Annotated in this window: 16 protein-coding genes; 3 read left to right on the forward strand and 13 right to left on the reverse strand. The window is 59.2% G+C overall.

Annotated features, from left to right (window positions below; all coding sequences use genetic code 11):
• Positions 1 to 80 precede the first annotated feature (80 nt).
• The 12 genes from CRN80_RS07260 to CRN80_RS07315 form a co-directional block, all read right to left on the reverse strand.
• The gene (locus CRN80_RS07260) at positions 81 to 929 is read right to left on the reverse strand and encodes a transporter substrate-binding domain-containing protein (RefSeq protein WP_003187618.1); all 849 of its coding nucleotides are present in this window, start codon (positions 927 to 929) and stop codon (positions 81 to 83) included.
• Complete coding sequence (locus CRN80_RS07265) at positions 926 to 1,702, reverse strand: amino acid ABC transporter ATP-binding protein (RefSeq protein WP_032894155.1); 777 nt, start codon at positions 1,700 to 1,702, stop codon at positions 926 to 928. Before CRN80_RS07265 ends, CRN80_RS07260 begins: the two co-directional genes overlap by 4 nt.
• Positions 1,699 to 2,358, reverse strand: a complete 660-nt coding sequence (locus CRN80_RS07270) for an amino acid ABC transporter permease (protein WP_032894156.1) — start codon at positions 2,356 to 2,358, stop codon at positions 1,699 to 1,701. Before CRN80_RS07270 ends, CRN80_RS07265 begins: the two co-directional genes overlap by 4 nt.
• Positions 2,339 to 3,004, reverse strand: a complete 666-nt coding sequence (locus tag CRN80_RS07275; protein WP_032894158.1) for an amino acid ABC transporter permease — start codon at positions 3,002 to 3,004, stop codon at positions 2,339 to 2,341. Before CRN80_RS07275 ends, CRN80_RS07270 begins: the two co-directional genes overlap by 20 nt.
• 342 nt (positions 3,005 to 3,346) lie before the next feature.
• The gene (locus CRN80_RS07280) at positions 3,347 to 4,129 is read right to left on the reverse strand and encodes a MetQ/NlpA family ABC transporter substrate-binding protein (protein WP_098949850.1); all 783 of its coding nucleotides are present in this window, start codon (positions 4,127 to 4,129) and stop codon (positions 3,347 to 3,349) included.
• A 106-nt stretch (positions 4,130 to 4,235) separates the two neighbouring features.
• Entirely contained in the window at positions 4,236 to 5,162 is a 927-nt protein-coding gene (locus CRN80_RS07285; RefSeq protein WP_098949851.1) for a sigma 54-interacting transcriptional regulator, read from the reverse strand.
• Positions 5,163 to 5,210: 48 nt separating this feature from the next.
• Positions 5,211 to 5,792 (reverse strand): alpha/beta hydrolase, encoded by a 582-nt coding sequence (locus tag CRN80_RS07290; RefSeq protein WP_032894163.1) that lies wholly within the window; start codon positions 5,790 to 5,792, stop codon positions 5,211 to 5,213.
• Positions 5,793 to 6,029: 237 nt separating this feature from the next.
• Positions 6,030 to 8,960, reverse strand: coding sequence for a glycosyltransferase family 32 protein (locus tag CRN80_RS07295; protein WP_098949852.1), 2,931 nt, complete (start codon positions 8,958 to 8,960; stop codon positions 6,030 to 6,032).
• 184 nt (positions 8,961 to 9,144) lie between these two features.
• Positions 9,145 to 9,546 carry a biopolymer transporter ExbD gene (locus CRN80_RS07300; RefSeq protein WP_032894164.1) on the reverse strand — a complete coding sequence of 134 codons (402 nt, stop codon included), beginning with the start codon at positions 9,544 to 9,546 and terminating at the stop codon, positions 9,145 to 9,147.
• Entirely contained in the window at positions 9,547 to 10,269 is a 723-nt protein-coding gene (locus CRN80_RS07305; protein WP_098952578.1) for a MotA/TolQ/ExbB proton channel family protein, read from the reverse strand.
• Between the two features lie 25 nt (positions 10,270 to 10,294).
• Positions 10,295 to 11,101: an energy transducer TonB gene (locus CRN80_RS07310; RefSeq protein WP_098949853.1), complete on the reverse strand. Its 807-nt coding sequence runs from the start codon at positions 11,099 to 11,101 to the stop codon at positions 10,295 to 10,297.
• 233 nt (positions 11,102 to 11,334) lie between these two features.
• Positions 11,335 to 12,186, reverse strand: a complete 852-nt coding sequence (locus CRN80_RS07315; RefSeq protein WP_032897659.1) for a LysR family transcriptional regulator — start codon at positions 12,184 to 12,186, stop codon at positions 11,335 to 11,337.
• Positions 12,187 to 12,296: 110 nt separating this feature from the next.
• On the opposite strand from CRN80_RS07315, the gene CRN80_RS07320 reads away from it, so the two are divergent.
• Positions 12,297 to 13,496 (forward strand): CynX/NimT family MFS transporter, encoded by a 1,200-nt coding sequence (locus tag CRN80_RS07320; RefSeq protein WP_098949854.1) that lies wholly within the window; start codon positions 12,297 to 12,299, stop codon positions 13,494 to 13,496.
• Here CRN80_RS07320 and CRN80_RS07325 read toward each other — a convergent pair.
• Entirely contained in the window at positions 13,467 to 15,752 is a 2,286-nt protein-coding gene (locus CRN80_RS07325) for a TonB-dependent receptor (protein ID WP_371861812.1), read from the reverse strand. The genes CRN80_RS07320 and CRN80_RS07325 overlap by 30 nt on opposite strands.
• Positions 15,753 to 15,937: 185 nt before the next feature.
• On the opposite strand from CRN80_RS07325, the gene CRN80_RS07330 reads away from it, so the two are divergent.
• Together CRN80_RS07330 and CRN80_RS07335 are read left to right on the forward strand one after the other, a co-directional pair.
• Positions 15,938 to 16,882 carry a LysR family transcriptional regulator gene (locus tag CRN80_RS07330; protein ID WP_098949856.1) on the forward strand — a complete coding sequence of 315 codons (945 nt, stop codon included), beginning with the start codon at positions 15,938 to 15,940 and terminating at the stop codon, positions 16,880 to 16,882.
• A 108-nt stretch (positions 16,883 to 16,990) separates the two neighbouring features.
• Positions 16,991 to 17,452: an HIT family protein gene (locus tag CRN80_RS07335; protein ID WP_098949857.1), complete on the forward strand. Its 462-nt coding sequence runs from the start codon at positions 16,991 to 16,993 to the stop codon at positions 17,450 to 17,452.
• Positions 17,453 to 17,636: the final 184 nt, after the last annotated feature.

Genomic DNA, 17,636 nt, shown 5'->3' on the forward strand with positions numbered 1-17,636 from the left:
AACGCAGCGCTATCTGGTAGCCCGCGTTGCCTGTGCGTTCTTCGCGAGCAAGCTCGCTCCTACAAGGACGGGGTGATCAATCAGCCCTGCCACTTACCGCCTTCAACAATCACACTCTCAGGCTTGGTGTCGTCGCTCAGCTCTTTGCGCACATATTGGTCATAAAGCTTGAGCAGAAACTTCTCCTCACCCAACTTCGCCAACTCCGCATTCACCCAGTCACGCAGCTCGGTATTGCCCTTCTTCACCGCCGGGGCAATCGGCGCTTCATCCCCCAGCTTCTCTTCCAGCACGCGGTAGCCAGGGTTCTGCTTGGCCCAGCTGAACAACACCAGATTATCCTGCGCATACGCATCCCCACGGCCAGCCGACAGCGCCTGCAGCGACTCGGAGTTCTTCTCGAACTTGAGCAGCTTCCAGTCCGGGTGGTTCTTGGTCAGCCAGATATCCGCCGTGGTGCCGGTGGTGACGATGGTCGTGCGGGTTGCCAGGTCGTCCAGGCTTTTGACGGCGCTGTCATTCGGCACCAAGGCCTGCACCGCGACTTTCAGGTTGGGATTGGTGAAGTCCACCGCTTCCTTGCGTTCAGGCGTCACGGTCATGTTGGCGAGGATCAGGTCCACCTTGTCGCTTTGCAGGAAGGGAATGCGGCTGGCCGGTTCCACGGCGACAAATTCCACCTTGTTTTCGTCGCCCAGCAGGTCCTTGGCGAATTGCCGGCCAATGTCGGTATCGAAGCCGACATAACGACCGGCTTCGTCCACAAAACCGAATGGCGGCTTGTCGGTAAACACACCGACAATCAGCTTGTCCCGCGCTTTGATTTTGTCGATGTAGCTCACAGCCGCGGGTTTTACCGGCTCTTCGGCCTTTTTATCGCAGCCGGCCAGCAAGGCGACGGCAAACAGTGGCAGCAGTAACTTTTTCATATCAGCTCCAGTTCCTTGATCTTTTTGGGCAGTGTTGAAACAAAGGAGAACTTCTCCAGGAACTGCTGCGCGCGTGCGGTCTGCGGGTTCGTAAAGAATGCCTCGGGGGTGTTGTGTTCGAGGATGCGACCGGCCTCCATGAACACCACGCGGTCGGCGACGGCGCGGGCGAAGGCCATTTCGTGGGTAACGATCAGCAAGGTCATGCCATCGCGGGCCAGGCCCTGGATCACTTCCAGCACTTCCTTGACCATCTCCGGGTCGAGGGCCGCGGTGACTTCGTCAAACAGCATGACCTGGGGGTTCATGCACAACGAACGGACGATGGCGATGCGTTGTTGCTGGCCGCCGGAGAGCTGGCGGGGGAAGGCGTCGCGCTTGTCGGCCAGGCCCACGCGCTCCAGCAGTTTTTCCGCCTGCTCACGGGCCTCCCGGGGGTCGCGCTTTTGCACTTTCAGCGGGCCGAGCAGGATGTTGTCGAGCACGCTCATGTGCGGAAACAGATGGTAGCTCTGGAACACCATGCCGATGTCCTGGCGTACCTGGCGCCAGTCGGTGGTTTTATCCAACAGCTCAAGGCCTGCAAACCGCAGACTGCCGCTGTGTGCCACTTCCAACCCGTTTAAACAACGCAGCAAAGTGCTTTTGCCACAACCGCTGGGGCCGAGGATCACCACTACCTCGCCGCTTTGCACGATCAGGTCGATGCCCTTGAGCACCTGCGTCTCGCCGAAGAATTTGTTGAAACCCTGAAACTCGATCAATGCGCTCATGCTTGGGCCCAGCGCCGTTCCAGCACCTTGGAGGCGGCTGACAACGGGTAGCAGATAAAGAAGAAAAACAGGAACAGCGCGCCATAAATCAATACCGACTCGTAGGTACGCTCGATGATTTGCTGGCCGACCTTGATCACATCCACCACGCCGATCAGCACCGCCAGGGAGCTGGTCTTGATGATGCGCGTGTACACGTTGATGGTCGGCGGCGTCATGCGCTTGAGGGCCTGGGGCAGCAGTACATAGCCGTACAACTGTGGGCCGGACAGGCCAATCGACAGGCCCGCTTCGCGCTGGCCACGGGGCAGCGAATGCAACGCGCCACGCACCACTTCGCCCACCTCGCTGGCGCCCCATAACGACAGCACCAGCACCGCACACCAGAAACTCGGAATGCTCAGGCCGAAGAAAATCGGCAGGCCAAAAAACAGCAGGTACAACCACACCAGCACCGGAATGGCGCGGAACAGTTCCAGGTAAACCCGCAGCACGCCGTTGAGCGCCTTGTTATTCAAGGTGCGCAGCACGCCGTAGAGCACGCCGCCCACCGTACTGAAGGCGATGCTCAAAAACGAAATCGACAGGGTTTGCGCAGCGCCCTTGCCCAGTTGCGGCAACGACACCCAGAGCAACTCAAGACCCGAACTGGCCATGCTGGAGCCTCCTTTCCAGGCGGCTGAGCAACAGCGACAACGGCAGGAACAACAGCACGCAAATCAGCGTCAGCACGGCGAGCATTTCGTAGGTCTTGTAGTAGAGAGCGATGTAGCTCTTGGTGGTGTAGAGAATCTCCGGCACCGCCACCGCCGACACCACGGTGGTTTCCTTGAGCAGAAAAATGAAATTGGCGAACAGCGCCGGCAGGCTGAGGATGCCGGCCTGGGGCAGAATCACATGGCGCAGCAGTTGCCAATCGGACAGGCCAATGGACTTGCCCGACTCAATCTGCGCCAGCGGCACCGCTTCCACACCGGCGCGCAGCACCTCGGTGAGGTAGGCGCCGCCCAGAAAGGTCATGGTGATAATCGCCGCCCAGAACCCGGAAATATTGAAACCCAGGGCCGGCAGCGCAAAGTAGACGAAGAACAGTTGGATCAACAGCGGCGTGTTACGCGCCAGTTCCACATACAGCGACACCAGGCGCGACAGGTACGGCGTGCGAAACACCAGCAGCGCAGCGTTGATCAGCGCCACCAGCAAGGACGTGGCAATGGCGATCAGGCCGACTTGCAGCGTCACACCCACAGCCTTGAGAAACGCCGGCAGGGTGCTGAGGATAAAAGCGAAATCGAAGGTCATGTGCAGTCCATATCGCCGCATGGGTAATGCCGCGAGCGCAGTCCGTGCCGACGTGGATAACGTCAGCTAGCGCGAACTTTAAAGGTATAAAAACCAAAGTTTAAATACCGAAATAGCATATTTATATCACTCGAAAACCTAACCTCTGCGGGAGCTGGCTTGCCTTCGATCGTTCCCACGCTCTGCGTGGGAATGCAGCCCAGGACGCTCTGCGTCTGCTCTAAAGTCGTGACGCAGAGCGTCACAGGAGACGTTCCCACGCGGAGCGTGGGAACGAGCAAAAAAACGCCGACGCTGTAGTAGCCGTCGGCGTTGAAACCTTGAAGAGGGTTTTGGCTTACATCAGAACGCTGGCACCACCGCGCCGTTGTACTTCTTATCGATGAAAGCTTTGACTTCCGGGCTGGTCAGGGCCTTGGCCAACTTCTGGATAGCATCGCTGTCCTTGTTGTCCGGGCGGGCTACCAGGAAGTTTACGTACGGCGACTTGGCGTCTTCGATGATCAACGCGTCCTTGGCCGGGTTCAGGCCAGCTTCCAGGGCGTAGTTGGTGTTGATCAGGTCGAGGTCAACCTGGTCCAGCACCCGTGGCAACAGGGCCGACTCCAGCTCTTTGAACTTCAGGTTCTTCGGGTTGCTGGCGATGTCTTTCGGCGTAGCCAAGGCGTTGGTCGGGTCTTTAAGGGTGATCACGCCGGCCTTTTGCAGCAGCAACAAGGCGCGGCCGCTGTTGGAGCCTTCGTTCGGAATCGCCACGGTGGCGCCGTCTTTCAGATCTTCGATTTTCTTGATCTTTTTCGAGTAGCCGCCGAAGGGTTCAACGTGCACGCCCACCACGGTAACCAGGTTGGTACCTTTACCCTTGTTGAAGTTTTCCAGGTACGGCAGGGTCTGGAAATAGTTGGCGTCCAGACGTTTCTCAGCAACTTGCACGTTCGGCTGTACGTAGTCGGTAAAGACTTTGATCTGCAGGTCCACACCTTCCTTGGCCAGGGTCGGCTTGATCAGCTCGAGAATTTCGGCGTGCGGGATAGGCGTAGCGGCCACCACCAGTTTCTCATTGGCCTGGGCGAAGCCGGCAGTCAGGGCAGCCGCCAGAGCGGTAAACAACAGAACCTTTTTCATGCAATGTCCTTCTAACGACCGTTTTTATGTGAGGTGCCAGCGAAGTGCTATCGCGGCGTGGGAAGGACAATACCTAGATTTTTTATTCCCGAACAATATCTTTTATTCACGTTGATATTCCATTTTGCTCATACAGGAATTTACGCACCGATTCCTGCTCGGCTGGGCTGGCGCTGGCAAAAATTCGTCGCACTTGCTCCAGCGGTGAACCCGCCACCGGCAAGTTCAAATGCTCGGGCAAGATTTCATCGCCACTGCTGACCAGCAAGGCAAAGTGAATGACGTTTTCCAGTTCACGGGTATTGCCCGGCCAAGTGTGGCGTTCCAGCACCTGCTGGGCGGCGTCGCTGATCAGTGGCACAGGGAGGTCCAGGCGCTGGCTGTAGATGCCGAGGAAATATTCGGCCAGGGACAAGATATCCCCCACCCGCTCGCGCAGCGCTGGCAGGTCCAACCGGCCTTCGCTCAAGTAATGAAACAGACGCTCGTGAAACTTACCGACGGCCACGGCCTGCGCCAGGTCGATGCTGGTGGCAGCCACCAGGCGCACATCCACCGGGCTGGGCTGATGGGCACCGACACGGGTGACTTCGTGGTTTTCCAGGGCCGCGAGCAACTTCACCTGGATCGGCAGCGGCAAGTCGCCAATCTCATCCAGGTACAAGGTGCCGCCATTGGCCGAGCCGAACCAGCCCGCCCGGCTGCTCGCCGCGCCACTGTGGCTACCCGCGGCATAGCCGAACAACTCGGCATCGGCATAGGTGGGGCTGATGGCGCCACAGTTGACCGAGACAAACAGGCCAGTGCGGTCACTGCCACGATGGATGTGCCGCGCCAGCAATTCTTTACCGCTGCCGGTTTCACCGCGAATCAAGACGGGTAAAGCGCGCGGCGCCAGGCTTTCCAACTCTTCACGCAGTTGGCGTGAGCGTGGGTCGACGAACACCAGCGCCTTGGCGCGGATGCTCAACGGGCTTTTTTCGGCATCAGGAAAGGTCAGCAGCGGCTGGCCGTATGTTTCATGCAGACTCATGGCAGGCTCCCGCCCCAATCCACTCAGGGACGGGGCGTTGAAAAAATATTAGGCGCTGCGCCGGGCGTGATGCTCGAGGCGATGTTGCAGGCGATAGAGGTAGGCAAAACCTTGCTCCCAGCGCCGGTGGCCGGACTTCACATTGATATGCCCGGCACCCGAGAGGATGCCGGCTTCGGCGCCCCACTGGCGCGCCAGTTCCAGAGCCCTGGGGGCGCTCACGGCACTGTCGTTGTCGGAGCTGACCACCTGGCTGGGGAATGGCAACAAATCGGTGGGAATCGGTGCGAAGTTACGCAGGGCGGGCGCACACGCCGGGCGCTCGACATCCGCAGGGGCTACCAGCAATGCGCCGCGCACCTGCCGCAAGACCTGCACGGGAGCGGTAGCGGCCCAGTGGGCCACGGTGATGCAACCCAGGCTGTGGGCGATCAGGATGACCGGTGTACTATCGGCAGCGATGGCCTCAGCCAGCGCGGCGACCCAGTCCTCACGACGGGGCGTCAGCCAATCGGCTTGCTCCACCCGCGCGCTGTTGGGCAAGCTGTTCTGCCAATGGGTTTGCCAATGATCTTCTGGCGATCCTTGCCAGCCCGGCACGATCAGATAACGAATCGACTCGCTGTGCATGGGTGTGCCCTCCTGCAGCGTTTAACGTTGCTGACCAGTATAGGGGCCGCTCAACAACCAAATAAGGAATAAAAAGGAATTTATTAATAACCATATGGAATTTATATTTTCCGAAATCTGTCAATGCTCAACCATCGCCCCTCTTCACCAAGGTGCCAGGGGCGATAGCGGCAGCGCAGACTGTCAGCAGGTGGATTCACGCAAGCCACTGCTAGTGGCTCGCCACGCTTTGCCGACTCAACGCGAATGATGCATGGAGTGCTCTGCGCCGATGGTGACGCCAAATTTATTACTCATTGGCATATAAAAATCGTGAACTTTCATATAGTTTTTTGCATAATCCTCAGGTAATAAAAGACGCGCATTCATGAGTTCTGTAAGCTCATTAATGATCGGAAAAATCCCATATTCTTCTTGCTCCAATACATCACCAAACATTCTCGGCCCGGTGACCTCGAATATCTTCGTTTCATACGCCTTATAAGCCTGCTGTTCTGCGGCGGTCGCCCTCTCCTTAAGGAAAGGTCGATGATTGGCAAACCAAGATTCGTTGGCTTTATACCGCTGATATGACTCTTCTAAAATCTTATCAAATAACGGATTGCCCGGATGACTTGCGAAGTTGCTGGTATTAAACCCTTCAAAGTCTGTGGCTGCATAAGTCACTGGCGAGTTCAACAGAATATCATTGGGCGTGGCTTTCAGCGTGACCTCTCCCACGTTAAATTCCAATGTATCGTCCGTATCCAAGTAAATGCCACCGTATTTCTTCATCAAGGCCACGCGCATCACGTCCGATGACGCAGATAAATTCTGCCCTTGCCCTGAACGAAAATACTGATACATCTCCCCATACTTTCCAGCATTCAGCTCTTGAAAGGCTTCATCTTCCTTCAAGTTATGCACTTCAAGCCCACCGACTTTGTGATCAAGCCCCGCCTTTATTTTCTGGAACGCCTCTGCATCATTGGCATCCACATGAACGATTGATTTATAACCAGGACTTTTTCTGGAGTTTTCCATGATATTTTCGAGCAAGTGCTCTGGCATTTCATTACCGGCCCAGAAGTAGTGGATCACCTTGGGCACTTCTGTCGCGCCGGACGGTAGCGAAGGCAGCCGCGGTATCTTGAAGGTCTTGTTTATCATTGAAGCCGGGGAGTCTTTGCTGCCTGCCAGCGCTTTGGCCTTTGAACCAACTTGCCAGTTTCCTCGACCGTCACGCCAATAAAACAGGTCATTGACTTGACCATTTTCTCTAAGCCCGCGCCAAAGGCCTGCCTGTATGTCATACGTGACTTTCGTGCCGTATTGGCCCACAAAAACCATGTAGTCTTTAGAGAACATTTGATGGACACCGTCCATGGGAAGCGTGAGTTCATCAAGGATCGCCGGTGTCGAAACGGGACTCAGCGGGTACCCAATATGCCCGTTCACATGCCGTGGCGGGTTGAAGAACGGGCGGCCTTGTTCATTCACTTGAGCGGGCGCCTGGGCGGCGGCATCTACCTCTGTTGCCAGGCCACCGCCGGCCATCCGCCCGGTCACTTTCGCAAGCGGCGCCGCTGCGTGTGTGGCCAACGGCGGTACCGCGTTCAACACCCCAAAAACGATACGGTCAGAGGCTGTCGCTTTACCTTTGACGGCATCGTCAATGCCGATACCTGCCTGGGTGGCGCCGGCAGCCAGGAAGAAAACATCCAGCGCTATCGCTACCTCCGGCATCACCAATGCCAGCGGCGTCATGAACATGGCGACCTTCGTGGCTTCTTCAACAAGCTGCAGGGCTTTGTTCTTGTTGTAGTCACCGTCACTGACAATCGCATTTTGCGCATCCGAATACGACCGCGCCTTTTGTCGAACCTTGATGGCCTCAAAAGGATCGTTGCTTATCGGCTCAACCGAAACGTAGCGCTCCGGCACCCAGCCATTGAGCGTGCCAAGGATAGACCTCCCGGCCGCCTGATGATCAGACCAGGTGCCCATCCCTACCAAGGTTTGACGTACACCGTCTGAAAAAATCCTTTCGGCCTGGTCCTCCAGCGAAAAGTGCGACAACAAGGATTCGCGCTTTGCCGGATCACTGGCTTGCTTAGCCAGCCAATTGCTTATTTGTTGCGGGTTATCGAAACGATGTATTGGCGAGGAGTTGCCTGGGATGTAAAGCAATGTCAGCTGGGTTTTCCGGTCGGTCACGCACATCAGGTCGGTCGACTCAAACCCATTGATGCTCAGCAAGCCGATGTCCAGGTCCGGGTCCGGGTCCTTCACGGCAGCCTCTTTAAAGTCCTGGACCGTCAGCTCGGACCAATCCTTTTGCGCCACAGGCCCCAACGCACGCTGGGCGAGTGCGGTCTCGGCAGGGCCAAGGGTCCCTTCCAGGCGTTGCAGATTGATGGCTTTGACAAAGGAGATTTTACTCAATGCCGCATAAGAGTCGGTGTGCTTGTCCCAAAACCCATCAAGGGTTTTCTTATACATGTTGGTCCGGTCTGTATCCCAGACTAATGACTTGAAGCCATCTACCGGTATGGACACGCGAGTGTCGGCATTATACGGCGCATCGCCCGGCGCACTCGGTTCCCGATAAATACCTTGGCGACTATTTGCTTCCTGCACCCAGCCGTCGATCTTGTTGTACACATACACCACTGGCGAAAAGTATTTGCCAATTTTTACAAACCAGTTTTCATTATCTTCAATCGTTACATCTTGCCTGTTTTTCAATGCCGCTTGTGTCAGGGTGATTTTTTCCACTACTTCCTTTTCATCTTCACTGTCACTTTTAAATGTCACCAAATAGGTCTTATCAGGGTCAACATCCACGCCCCATTGCTGCTTTATCTTTTCAGTTAAAATGCTGGAAATTTCTTTTTCTGGCGTTACAAAGTCGGAGGAATGCTTGCTGATATAAGTTTCCAAATCCGCATTTTTCTTCAATACCGAACTGACGCCGCCTGGCACAGGCTTTGCTTGAGCACTCTGCAATACACTATTCTTCCTCTGATAATCAGCCAGCGAGGGCAAGATACAGGCCGATGGATGTTTGAGACCCGGCGCTCGATAGTTTGAAGATGCCATTACGGGAGGCTTTTCTTCAGGTTTTTCAACCTCTACAGGCGGATTAACGAACGTGCTCACCACTTGAACAGGAAACCGTATAGACATGTATTACTCCATTAATTAAATCACTCCATGCGCCGACCAGCATAAGCATGCTCCCGAAAATTGCACGCTCGAAAACATGTAAATTCTTTACCTATGCAACATCTGTAAATACGTAGCCCTTAAATAAAAAAAGGCCGCACCCTGCCAAGGAAAGCGGCCCAAAAACTGTCGAATTCTTTTGAAACTAACGCGCGGTGATCACCGACAACTTGGTAATCCCTGCGCGCTCGATCGAGGCCATGGCGCGCGCCACTTCGCCGTAATTCACCCCGTCGTCAGCCTGCAGTTGCACCCGCACATCGGGGTCCTTGGCCTTGGCCGCCTGCAGGTTGAATTCCAGCAGGTCCGGCTCGATGGCGTCCTTGTTGATAAACACTTTGCCTGCGCCGTCGATGCTCACCACCAGCGGGTCTTTCTGCTCAACCGGCGCCACGGCCTGGGTCTTGGGCAGGTTGATCGGGATGGAGTTGGTCAACAGCGGCGCGGTGACGATAAACACCACCAGCAGCACCAGCATCACGTCCACCAGCGGCGTGACGTTGATCTCGCTCAGCACCTCATCACTGTCTTGCGTAGAGAAGGCCATTCAGGACGCCTCCTTTACTTTCTGCGGGCTGCCGGCGCTGGCCTTGGCCAACGTCGGATGCAGCAGCACGCGGAACGCGTTTTTCTGCGCCAGGCTGTAGAAGTCGTGGGCAAAGTCATCCAGGTCTGCCGCCGTCAGCTTCAGGCGACGCAGGAAGTAGTTGTAGACCAGCACCGCAGGCACCGCGACGGCGATCCCCACGCCGGTCGCGACCAACGCCGCCCCGATCGGGCCTGCCACGGTTTCCAGGCTGGCGGACCCGGCGGCGCTGATCCCCTTCAGCGCCTCCATAATGCCCCACACGGTGCCGAACAGGCCGATAAACGGCGAGGTGCTGCCGATACTGGCGACTACGGCCAGGCCGGTTTCCAGAGAGCGACGCTCACGCACGATCTGCTGGCGCAGGGCGCGTTCGAGGCGGTCTTGATGGTTGATTGCCTGGCTCAAGTCCGCAACATGGGTGGCGTCTCCCACCTGGATCGCCGCGTAACCGGCCTGGGCCACACGCGCAGCGGCGCCGGGCTGGGTTTCGGCAAGTTCTGCGGCGGCATCGAGGCTCGATGCCGCCCAGAACTGTTTGTGAAACTTGCGATCCTGAGCCTTGAGGCGACCAAACTGCACGCCCTTGAGCAAGGCCAGGCCCCAGGTCGCGACCGAAAAGGCCACCAGCAGCCAGATCACCGCGCTTTCGATGGATTCAAGTGGAGATGCCAATGCCATGATGTTTTCCTTCTGCGCCGCTGAATAATTAATGAATCTTGAAATCGATGGGCACGCTGACCCAGCCGTTCTGGGCCACATCGCCCTGCTTGGCCGGCACGAAACTCCAGCGTTTCACCGCCGCCAATGCCGCGTCATCCAACTGCTGGCGACCGCTGCTTTTTTGCACCTGGATCTCACCCGGCTTACCGCTGGCCAGCACCTGCACCCGCAGCAACACCGTGCCTTCCCAACCGCGACGCTGAGCCAGTGACGGGTACTCCGGCGCCGGGTTCTTCAGGTACGCGGCGTTGGCTGACGCGGGTGTCACCGGGGCGGGCGCCACGGGCACTGGCGCAGCGGCGGGTGCTGGCGTCGGTGGTGTTGGCACTGGCGGCGGCTCGACCGCTTTGGGTACAGGCTTGGGCGCAGGTTTAGGCGCGGGCTTGGGTTTGAGAACCGGTTTGGGTGGCGCCGGCTTGGCGGCCAACTCATCCACCACCGGCGGTGGTGGTGGTGGCTCGACAACAGGCGGCGGTGCTGGCGGTGGCGGCTCAACCAGCGGCGGTGCCGGCTGGGAAAACTCGATGGTCATCGGTGGAATTTCCGGCGGCACAATCGGCAGCACCGGCGTGGGCTTCTGACTCACCCAATAGATCACCGCGCCATGCAAGGCCAACACCAACAGCCCCAGCAGGATGCCTTCGCGGCGGCTGGAGAAACGCTTCGGAGTCTTTTGCAGACGCAATTGCCCCAACGGCGCGCGGTGCGGCCGGCCAAGGTCGACCAACTCACCACTCGGTGCCTGGCGCCACTGCGCCTCGTGTGCACTGACGGCGGTCTGGACATTGCCCATTGATTCACTCCCTGCGGTTCTGAAAACCGACGGGCCTGTAAGCAGCGCCGTCTAGGGCTGAATCATCGGGGCCAGACACTTATCTCTTAAAGTAATCTTTAAAGTTATACATAGATCAAAATTGAATAATCATGACGGCCACCCGGCGCCAGCCCGCGTCCGTCGTGGCCTGGCGCCCAGCGGCTATTTTTCGATGCTTTCAAGGCATGCAAAATATTCGGCAAAGGTATCGGTCAGTGCGGGTTTCCAGCGCATAACGCGAGCAATTCGCTCAGCAATGTCTGCCCCGCCGCGCCGAGGCCACTGCGGCCATACAAGGCCAGTCGCACGCCGTGTACCGGCGGCAAGCCACTTTCCGGGCCGAGTATGCGATGGCCCGGTTGCAACACCCGCTCAGGCAATAAACTGATGCCCAAGCCTGCCGCCACCGCCGAACACACACTGGCCAGGCTGGCGCTGCAATAGCCAATGCGCCAACGCCAACCGGCTCGTTCCAGATGGTGGAGCATGTCGTTGCGATACAGGCCGCCTACCGGAAAGGCCACCAGCGGCAGCGGGTCACGACCCAGCGCCGGCGTGCTGAGGCTGTCGACCCAATACAAGGGCTCGGGCCACGACGCTACACAGTCGTCGCTGTCGCCCATCTGCTTGACCAACAACACGTCAAACTCACCGCCCCGATACTGACGCTGCAATTCGGGGCCCAGCCCGCTGGTGACTTCCAGTCGAACCCGTGGATAAGCCACGACGAACGCCGAAAGCAGCGGCATCAGGCGCTCGGCAGCAAAGTCCTCCGGCACGCCGAGGCGCAACACGCCGTCGCTTTGCTGGTTGATCAGCACATCGGCGGCTTCTTCATGCAGCGCCAGAATGCGCCGGGCATAGGCGAGCAGACGTTCACCCTCAGTGGTGGGCACCACACGGCGCTGGTCGCGATCGAGCAACTGGCACGTCACCGCGTCTTCCAGACGGCGGATCTGCTGGCTGACGGTAGACTGGGTCAAATGCAGGCGCTCGGCGGCGCGGGTGAAATTGCCGCAGTCCACCACGGCGACAAAGCTGCGCAACAACACGGGATCGAACACACTCATCACCATTGCGTTTGCCACTGGTTGGCATGGTTATATTTAATTTCAGCATACCTTGGCGCCTCGCCATACTCATCCCCCCTTTGCCCACGCGGACCCTGCCTACCATGACGCTGAACACGACACTCGCCGGACGACTTGCCGGCTGGGGCCTGCTGGTGGTGCTTGGCCTGAACCTGCGCCCCATCCTCAGCTCCATCAGCCCCTTGCTCGGTGAGATTCGCCAGGCCACCGGCTTGAGCTTCCAAAGCAGTGCCTTGCTCACCAGCCTGCCGGTGATCTGCATGGGGTTGGTGGCACTGGTGGGCGTGCGCGTGGAGGCTCGCTTGGGCGAGCGGCGCGGCATCGCCCTGGGCTTGTTGATGATTCTGCTGGCGTGCCTGGCGCGCTGGTTGATGGGCCAGGCTTCGGCGCTGCTGGTCACTGCGCTGCTCGGCGGCGCAGGCGTGGCGCTGATCCAGGCGTTGGTGCCGGCGATGATCAAGCGCGAATTCCATCACCGTGTGCCGGTGGCGATGGGGGTGTACTCGGCCTCACTGATGGCCGGCGGTGGGCTGGCGGCGCTGCTCAGCCCGGTGGTGGCCACGTACTTTCAGCAATGGCAGGCGGGATTGGGTGTGTGGCTCCTGCCGGCGCTGGGGGCACTGCTGCTGTGGGCCTGGCTGCCGCTGGGCGCGGCTCGAAATCCACAGCGGGCATCTGCGTTCAAAGGGTTACGCAACCGCCGCGCCTGGCTGCTGGCGCTGTATTTCGGCCTGGTGAATTGCGGCTACATGAGCATGGTGGCGTGGCTGCCCGCCTACTATCAGCAACTGGGTTGGGGCGTGCTGCCCAGCGGTTCATTGCTGGCGTTCATGACGATTTTTCAGGTGACTGCCGCCCTGCTGATGCCAGTGCTGGCGCAACGCGGTATCGACCGTCGCCCATTGCTCAGTATCAGCCTGCTGGCGCAAACCATCGGTTACCTGGGCCTGATCATTGCGCCGCAGGAATATCCTCACCTGTGGGTGGCCTTGTGCGGCTTCGGCCTGGGCGCCTGTTTCGCCCTGAGCCTGCTGCTGACCCTCGACCACCATCGCGACCCTCGCCAAGCCGGGCAACTGGCGGCGTTCGTGCAAGGCGTGGGCTTTTTGATCAATGCGATTTCGCCATGGCTGACCGGCTGGCTGCGCGAGCTTACCGGCCACTTTGTCAGCGCCTGGGTGGTGCTGACGGTGACGGTGGTGGCGATGCTGCTGGTGACGCGGGTATTCAGCCCGGCCACCTATCGCACCGACCTAGAAGTCGTAGCGCCCAGTCACGCCTAGGGTGCGCGGCGTGCCCAGCAGGCCCTCGTAACCGCCGTTACCACCGGTCCACAGGGTGGTGTAGTAGGTTTTGTCGAAGGCGTTTTTCAGCCATAGCGACACATCCCACTGCCCCTGGTCATAGTCGCCGCGCAAACCGGTGGACAGGTTGACCACCGCATACGCCGGGATCTGCCCGTAGTCGGAATCTTCCACCGTGCCCACCGCCTTGGAACGGAACGCGTAGCTGGCGGTGACGTAGGGTTCGAAGCCGTTCGCCAGGTTCCACTTGTACTCGCCGTTGGCATTGGCGATCCACTTGGAGGCGCCCACCACCTGATGGCCGCTCAAGTCGCAGGACGCCGGCGCCCCAGGGCGCAGGCTGGTTTCCGGCGGGCACGGCGCATCCTTGTAAGACAGGTACGTCACGTCATTGAAGGAGCCGTTGATGTTCAGGGTCAGGCCCTTGATCGGCACCAGGGTGCTTTCCACTTCCACGCCGCGCGAGCGCACCGAGCCGGCGTTGGTCAGGTACTGCACGCGGTTGTCCTGGTCGTAGGCGTTGGTCTGGTAGCCGTTGACCTGGGTCCAGAACAGGTTGGCATTGAGCTGCAGGCGGCGGTCCCACAAGGTGCTCTTGAAGCCCAGCTCGGCGTTGTTGGCGCGCTCGGTGCCGATCAGCAGCGAGTCGGCCCCGGCTGTCGGCGCAGACCCCACCGCCAGGTTCACACCGCCGGACTTCTCGCCATGGGACAGCGTCGCGTAGCCCAGCAGGTTTTCGTTGAAGTGATAACTGAGGTTGAGCAGCCCCGACGGCGTGGCGCTGTATTGCGACAGGTCGCCCGAGTCATAGGCTCCGGTACGCCCACGCCGCGCCATGGCGGCGGCCCCGCTGACCGCCGCGCCACCGACGGGCGCATTGCGCGTGACCCAGGCGCTTTTTTCTTCGTAGGTGCCGCGCACACCGGCGGTGAAATCCAGGCGCTCGGTCAGGTGCCAGGTGCCTTGGGCGAACAGCGCAAAGCTGTCGGTGCGGATATGCCCGTTGCCCACACTGCTCACATTGCTCAACGCACCGGCAGGCGTACCGTTCCAGATATCGGCCTTGGGCCCGTAGTAGGCAAAGGATTTGTTATCCAGGTCGGAGCCGAAGTAGTAGGCGCCGAGCACGTAATCGAAGAAGCCACCGCTGGGCGACGCCAGGCGGAATTCCTGGGACCACTGCTTATCTTCCACCGAAACTCCGGCGTTATACGACGCCGGTACGTTGAGGCCGTCATCGTTGCGCGGGGTGAAATTCCACCAGCGGTACGAACTCACGGAGGTCAGGGTGAAGTCGCTGGGCAGCGTCCAGTTGGCTTCCAGCGACGTACCGCCCTGGAACACCGTGACGTGCTGGTCGTTGTCCAGGTTGACCTTGCGATGGGTGCCGTCCACCAAGGTTGCGCCCGCCGCGTTGGCCCGGGATTGATACAGGTTGGTACCGTTGATGGTCGGCCCGGTGCTGTACAGCACGCGGGTGCCGGCGCTGGAGTCTTCTTCGTTGTAGTCGCCGATCCAACGCAGGTTGAAGGCATCGCTGGGCTTGTACAGCAGTTGCCCACGAAAGCCCTGGCGGGAGCCGCCGTTCAAATCATGGCCGTCGTGTTCGTTCTTGATGTCGCCGTCGCTGCGCGTGCGATAGGCCGAGAAGCGCCCCGCCAGCTCATCGGTCAGGGGGCCGGAAATCGTGCCCTTGGTCTGGAAATAACCGTCCTCGCCCAGGGAGGTTTCGATACTGCGCTCCGGGGTAAAACTCGGCGCACGGGTGCTGATATTGATCACGCCGGCAGTGGTGTTCTTGCCGAACAACGTGCCCTGGGGACCGCGCAAAACCTCAAGCTGCTCGATGTCCATCAGATCGAACACCGCCATGCCCGGACGCCCGAGGTAGACGTTGTCGATATACAGCCCCACGCTGCCTTCCAGGCCATCGCTGGCCGGGTTGTTGCCCAGGCCACGGATCGACACGCTGGACTGGCGCGCATGCATATAGGCGACGTTGACGCTGGGCACCAGTTGCTGCAAATCCTGGATGCGATACACCCGCTGGGTTTCCAGGGCCTGGCCGCCGACCACGCTCATGGGCGTCGGCACGGCCTGGGCACTTTCGGTACGCCGCCGGGCAGTCACCGTGACGGTTTCCAGTTGACCGCTGGCGCTTTCGCCCTTGCCAGCAGGCGCGGGGGTTTCAGCGGCCTGGGCCGGCGACCAACTGGTACTGCCGGCCACCAACATCGCCAGGGGCAAGGACTTGAACAGACTCATAAGCGGCTCCAGAACCCCGGAATACTCGTCGCCTCATATTCCTAAAGGTTATTTATTTATGTTTTTACGAACATTTACTGCATAAGAGATAGCCTTTATAAGGAGTCGACGTAATGCATAGCCAATGCATTTCCCGGATATTTTTGATGTGAAAAATGCATATCGACTTGCGCCAGCTTCGCCACTTCATCGCCCTCGCCGAACAGCGCAGTTTCGTCGCGGCAGCCGCAGCGGTGAACCTGTCGCAGTCGGCGTTCAGCCGTAGCATCCAGGCCCTGGAACACAGTGCCGGCTGCCAACTGGTGGACCGTGGCCGCAAAGACCTGGCGCCCACCAAGCAAGGCCAGGTGCTGCTCGAACATGCACGCCGCCTGGTCAGTGGCGCACAACAACTGGCCAACGAAATCAGCCAGTTCAATGGCCTGGAAGCCGGTGAACTGCGCTTCGGTTGCGGCCCCGCGCCGGCAGCTGGGTTAGTGCCACGTGCCATTGGCAGTTTTATCGGGCGCTACCCCAAGGCCCGTGTGCAGTTCCAGGTGGACGACTGGCAAAGCCTGAGCAAGCGCCTGCTCAGCGAAGAGTTCGAATTCTTCGTCGCCGACACCCGCCACTTCGAAGCCAACCCCGACTACCACACCCACCGCCTGCGCCCGCGCCGTTGGCACTTCTGCTGCCGCGCCGGCCACCCCTTGGCCGCGCGCAACAGCATCAGCGCCGCCGAGCTGATGAGCTACCCGCTGGCGGTAACCATCCGCCCGCCGAACCTGCGCAAAGTCATCGTCGACCTCAGCGGCCGACCGGATTACCAGCCCAATGTGGAATGCGAAAACGGCTACAGCCTCATGGGCGTGGTACTGCGCTCGGACGCCATCGGCATCGTCAGCGCCAACAGCGACGTGCTGCACATGGCGCGGGGTGAGTTGGTGTGTTTGCAGATTGAGGGATTGGACGAAAACCTGGAGGAGCGCTACACCCGCTACGGGATCGTCAGCCGCGCGGGGTATCGGTTGTCGCCGTTGGCGCAGGCGATGATTGAGCAGATCAAGGAGATTGATGCGAGGGACGAGGATGCTTATGCGCTGGAAAATATTGCGGTCTGACTATGCGGCGAACAGAGGCCCACTACCTCAGTGAAGTCATCATTAGATAACAAAGATCACCTACAAGAGGGTCTATAACCTTTTGACCCGCACGAGGAAGCGCGTTTGATGGACTGTATCTTTTGCAGCATTGCCCGCGGTACTGCTCCCGCCCATCTCCTATGGGAAGACCAGACCCACATGGCCTTTCTCTCCATATTTCCCAACACGCCGGGGTTCAGTGTCGTTATCCCCAAAGCCCATCGCGGCAGTTATGCGTTTGCCGAACCGGACACCGTGCTGTGCGACTTGGTCATTGCAGCCAAGAAGACGGCGACGCTTTTGGACAACGCGCTAAAGGGTGTCGCCAGAACGGGCATGATTCTGGAGGGTTATGGCGTCGACCATCTGCACGCCAAATTATTCCCGATGCACGGCACCGGGGAAGGCAGCGCCTTCAAAAAAATCAGCTCGACCCAGGACAAATATTTTGAGCGTTATGAAGGCTATGTCTCCTCCCATGACGCTGCCAGGGCAGACGATACAGCGCTGGCAGAACTGGCCGCTCACATCAGGTCCTTCGCCGAGTAAGCCAAAGGTAACCACGATGCGAAGCGAGCCGCTCTTGATCTTGATCTGCTTGTGATCTTGATCTCAGGCGCCCCGTTAAACCACGCTGGCCGGAATTCGACAGTGATTTGGGGGGTAAACCGGCAGGGATGCCGGTTTAGCCGCCCCGCGCCATGGATGGCGCGTGGCGGCGCCCCCCCAAATC

Source organism: Pseudomonas sp. FDAARGOS_380 (assembly GCF_002591235.1).
Taxonomy (GTDB): domain Bacteria; phylum Pseudomonadota; class Gammaproteobacteria; order Pseudomonadales; family Pseudomonadaceae; genus Aquipseudomonas; species Aquipseudomonas salmasensis.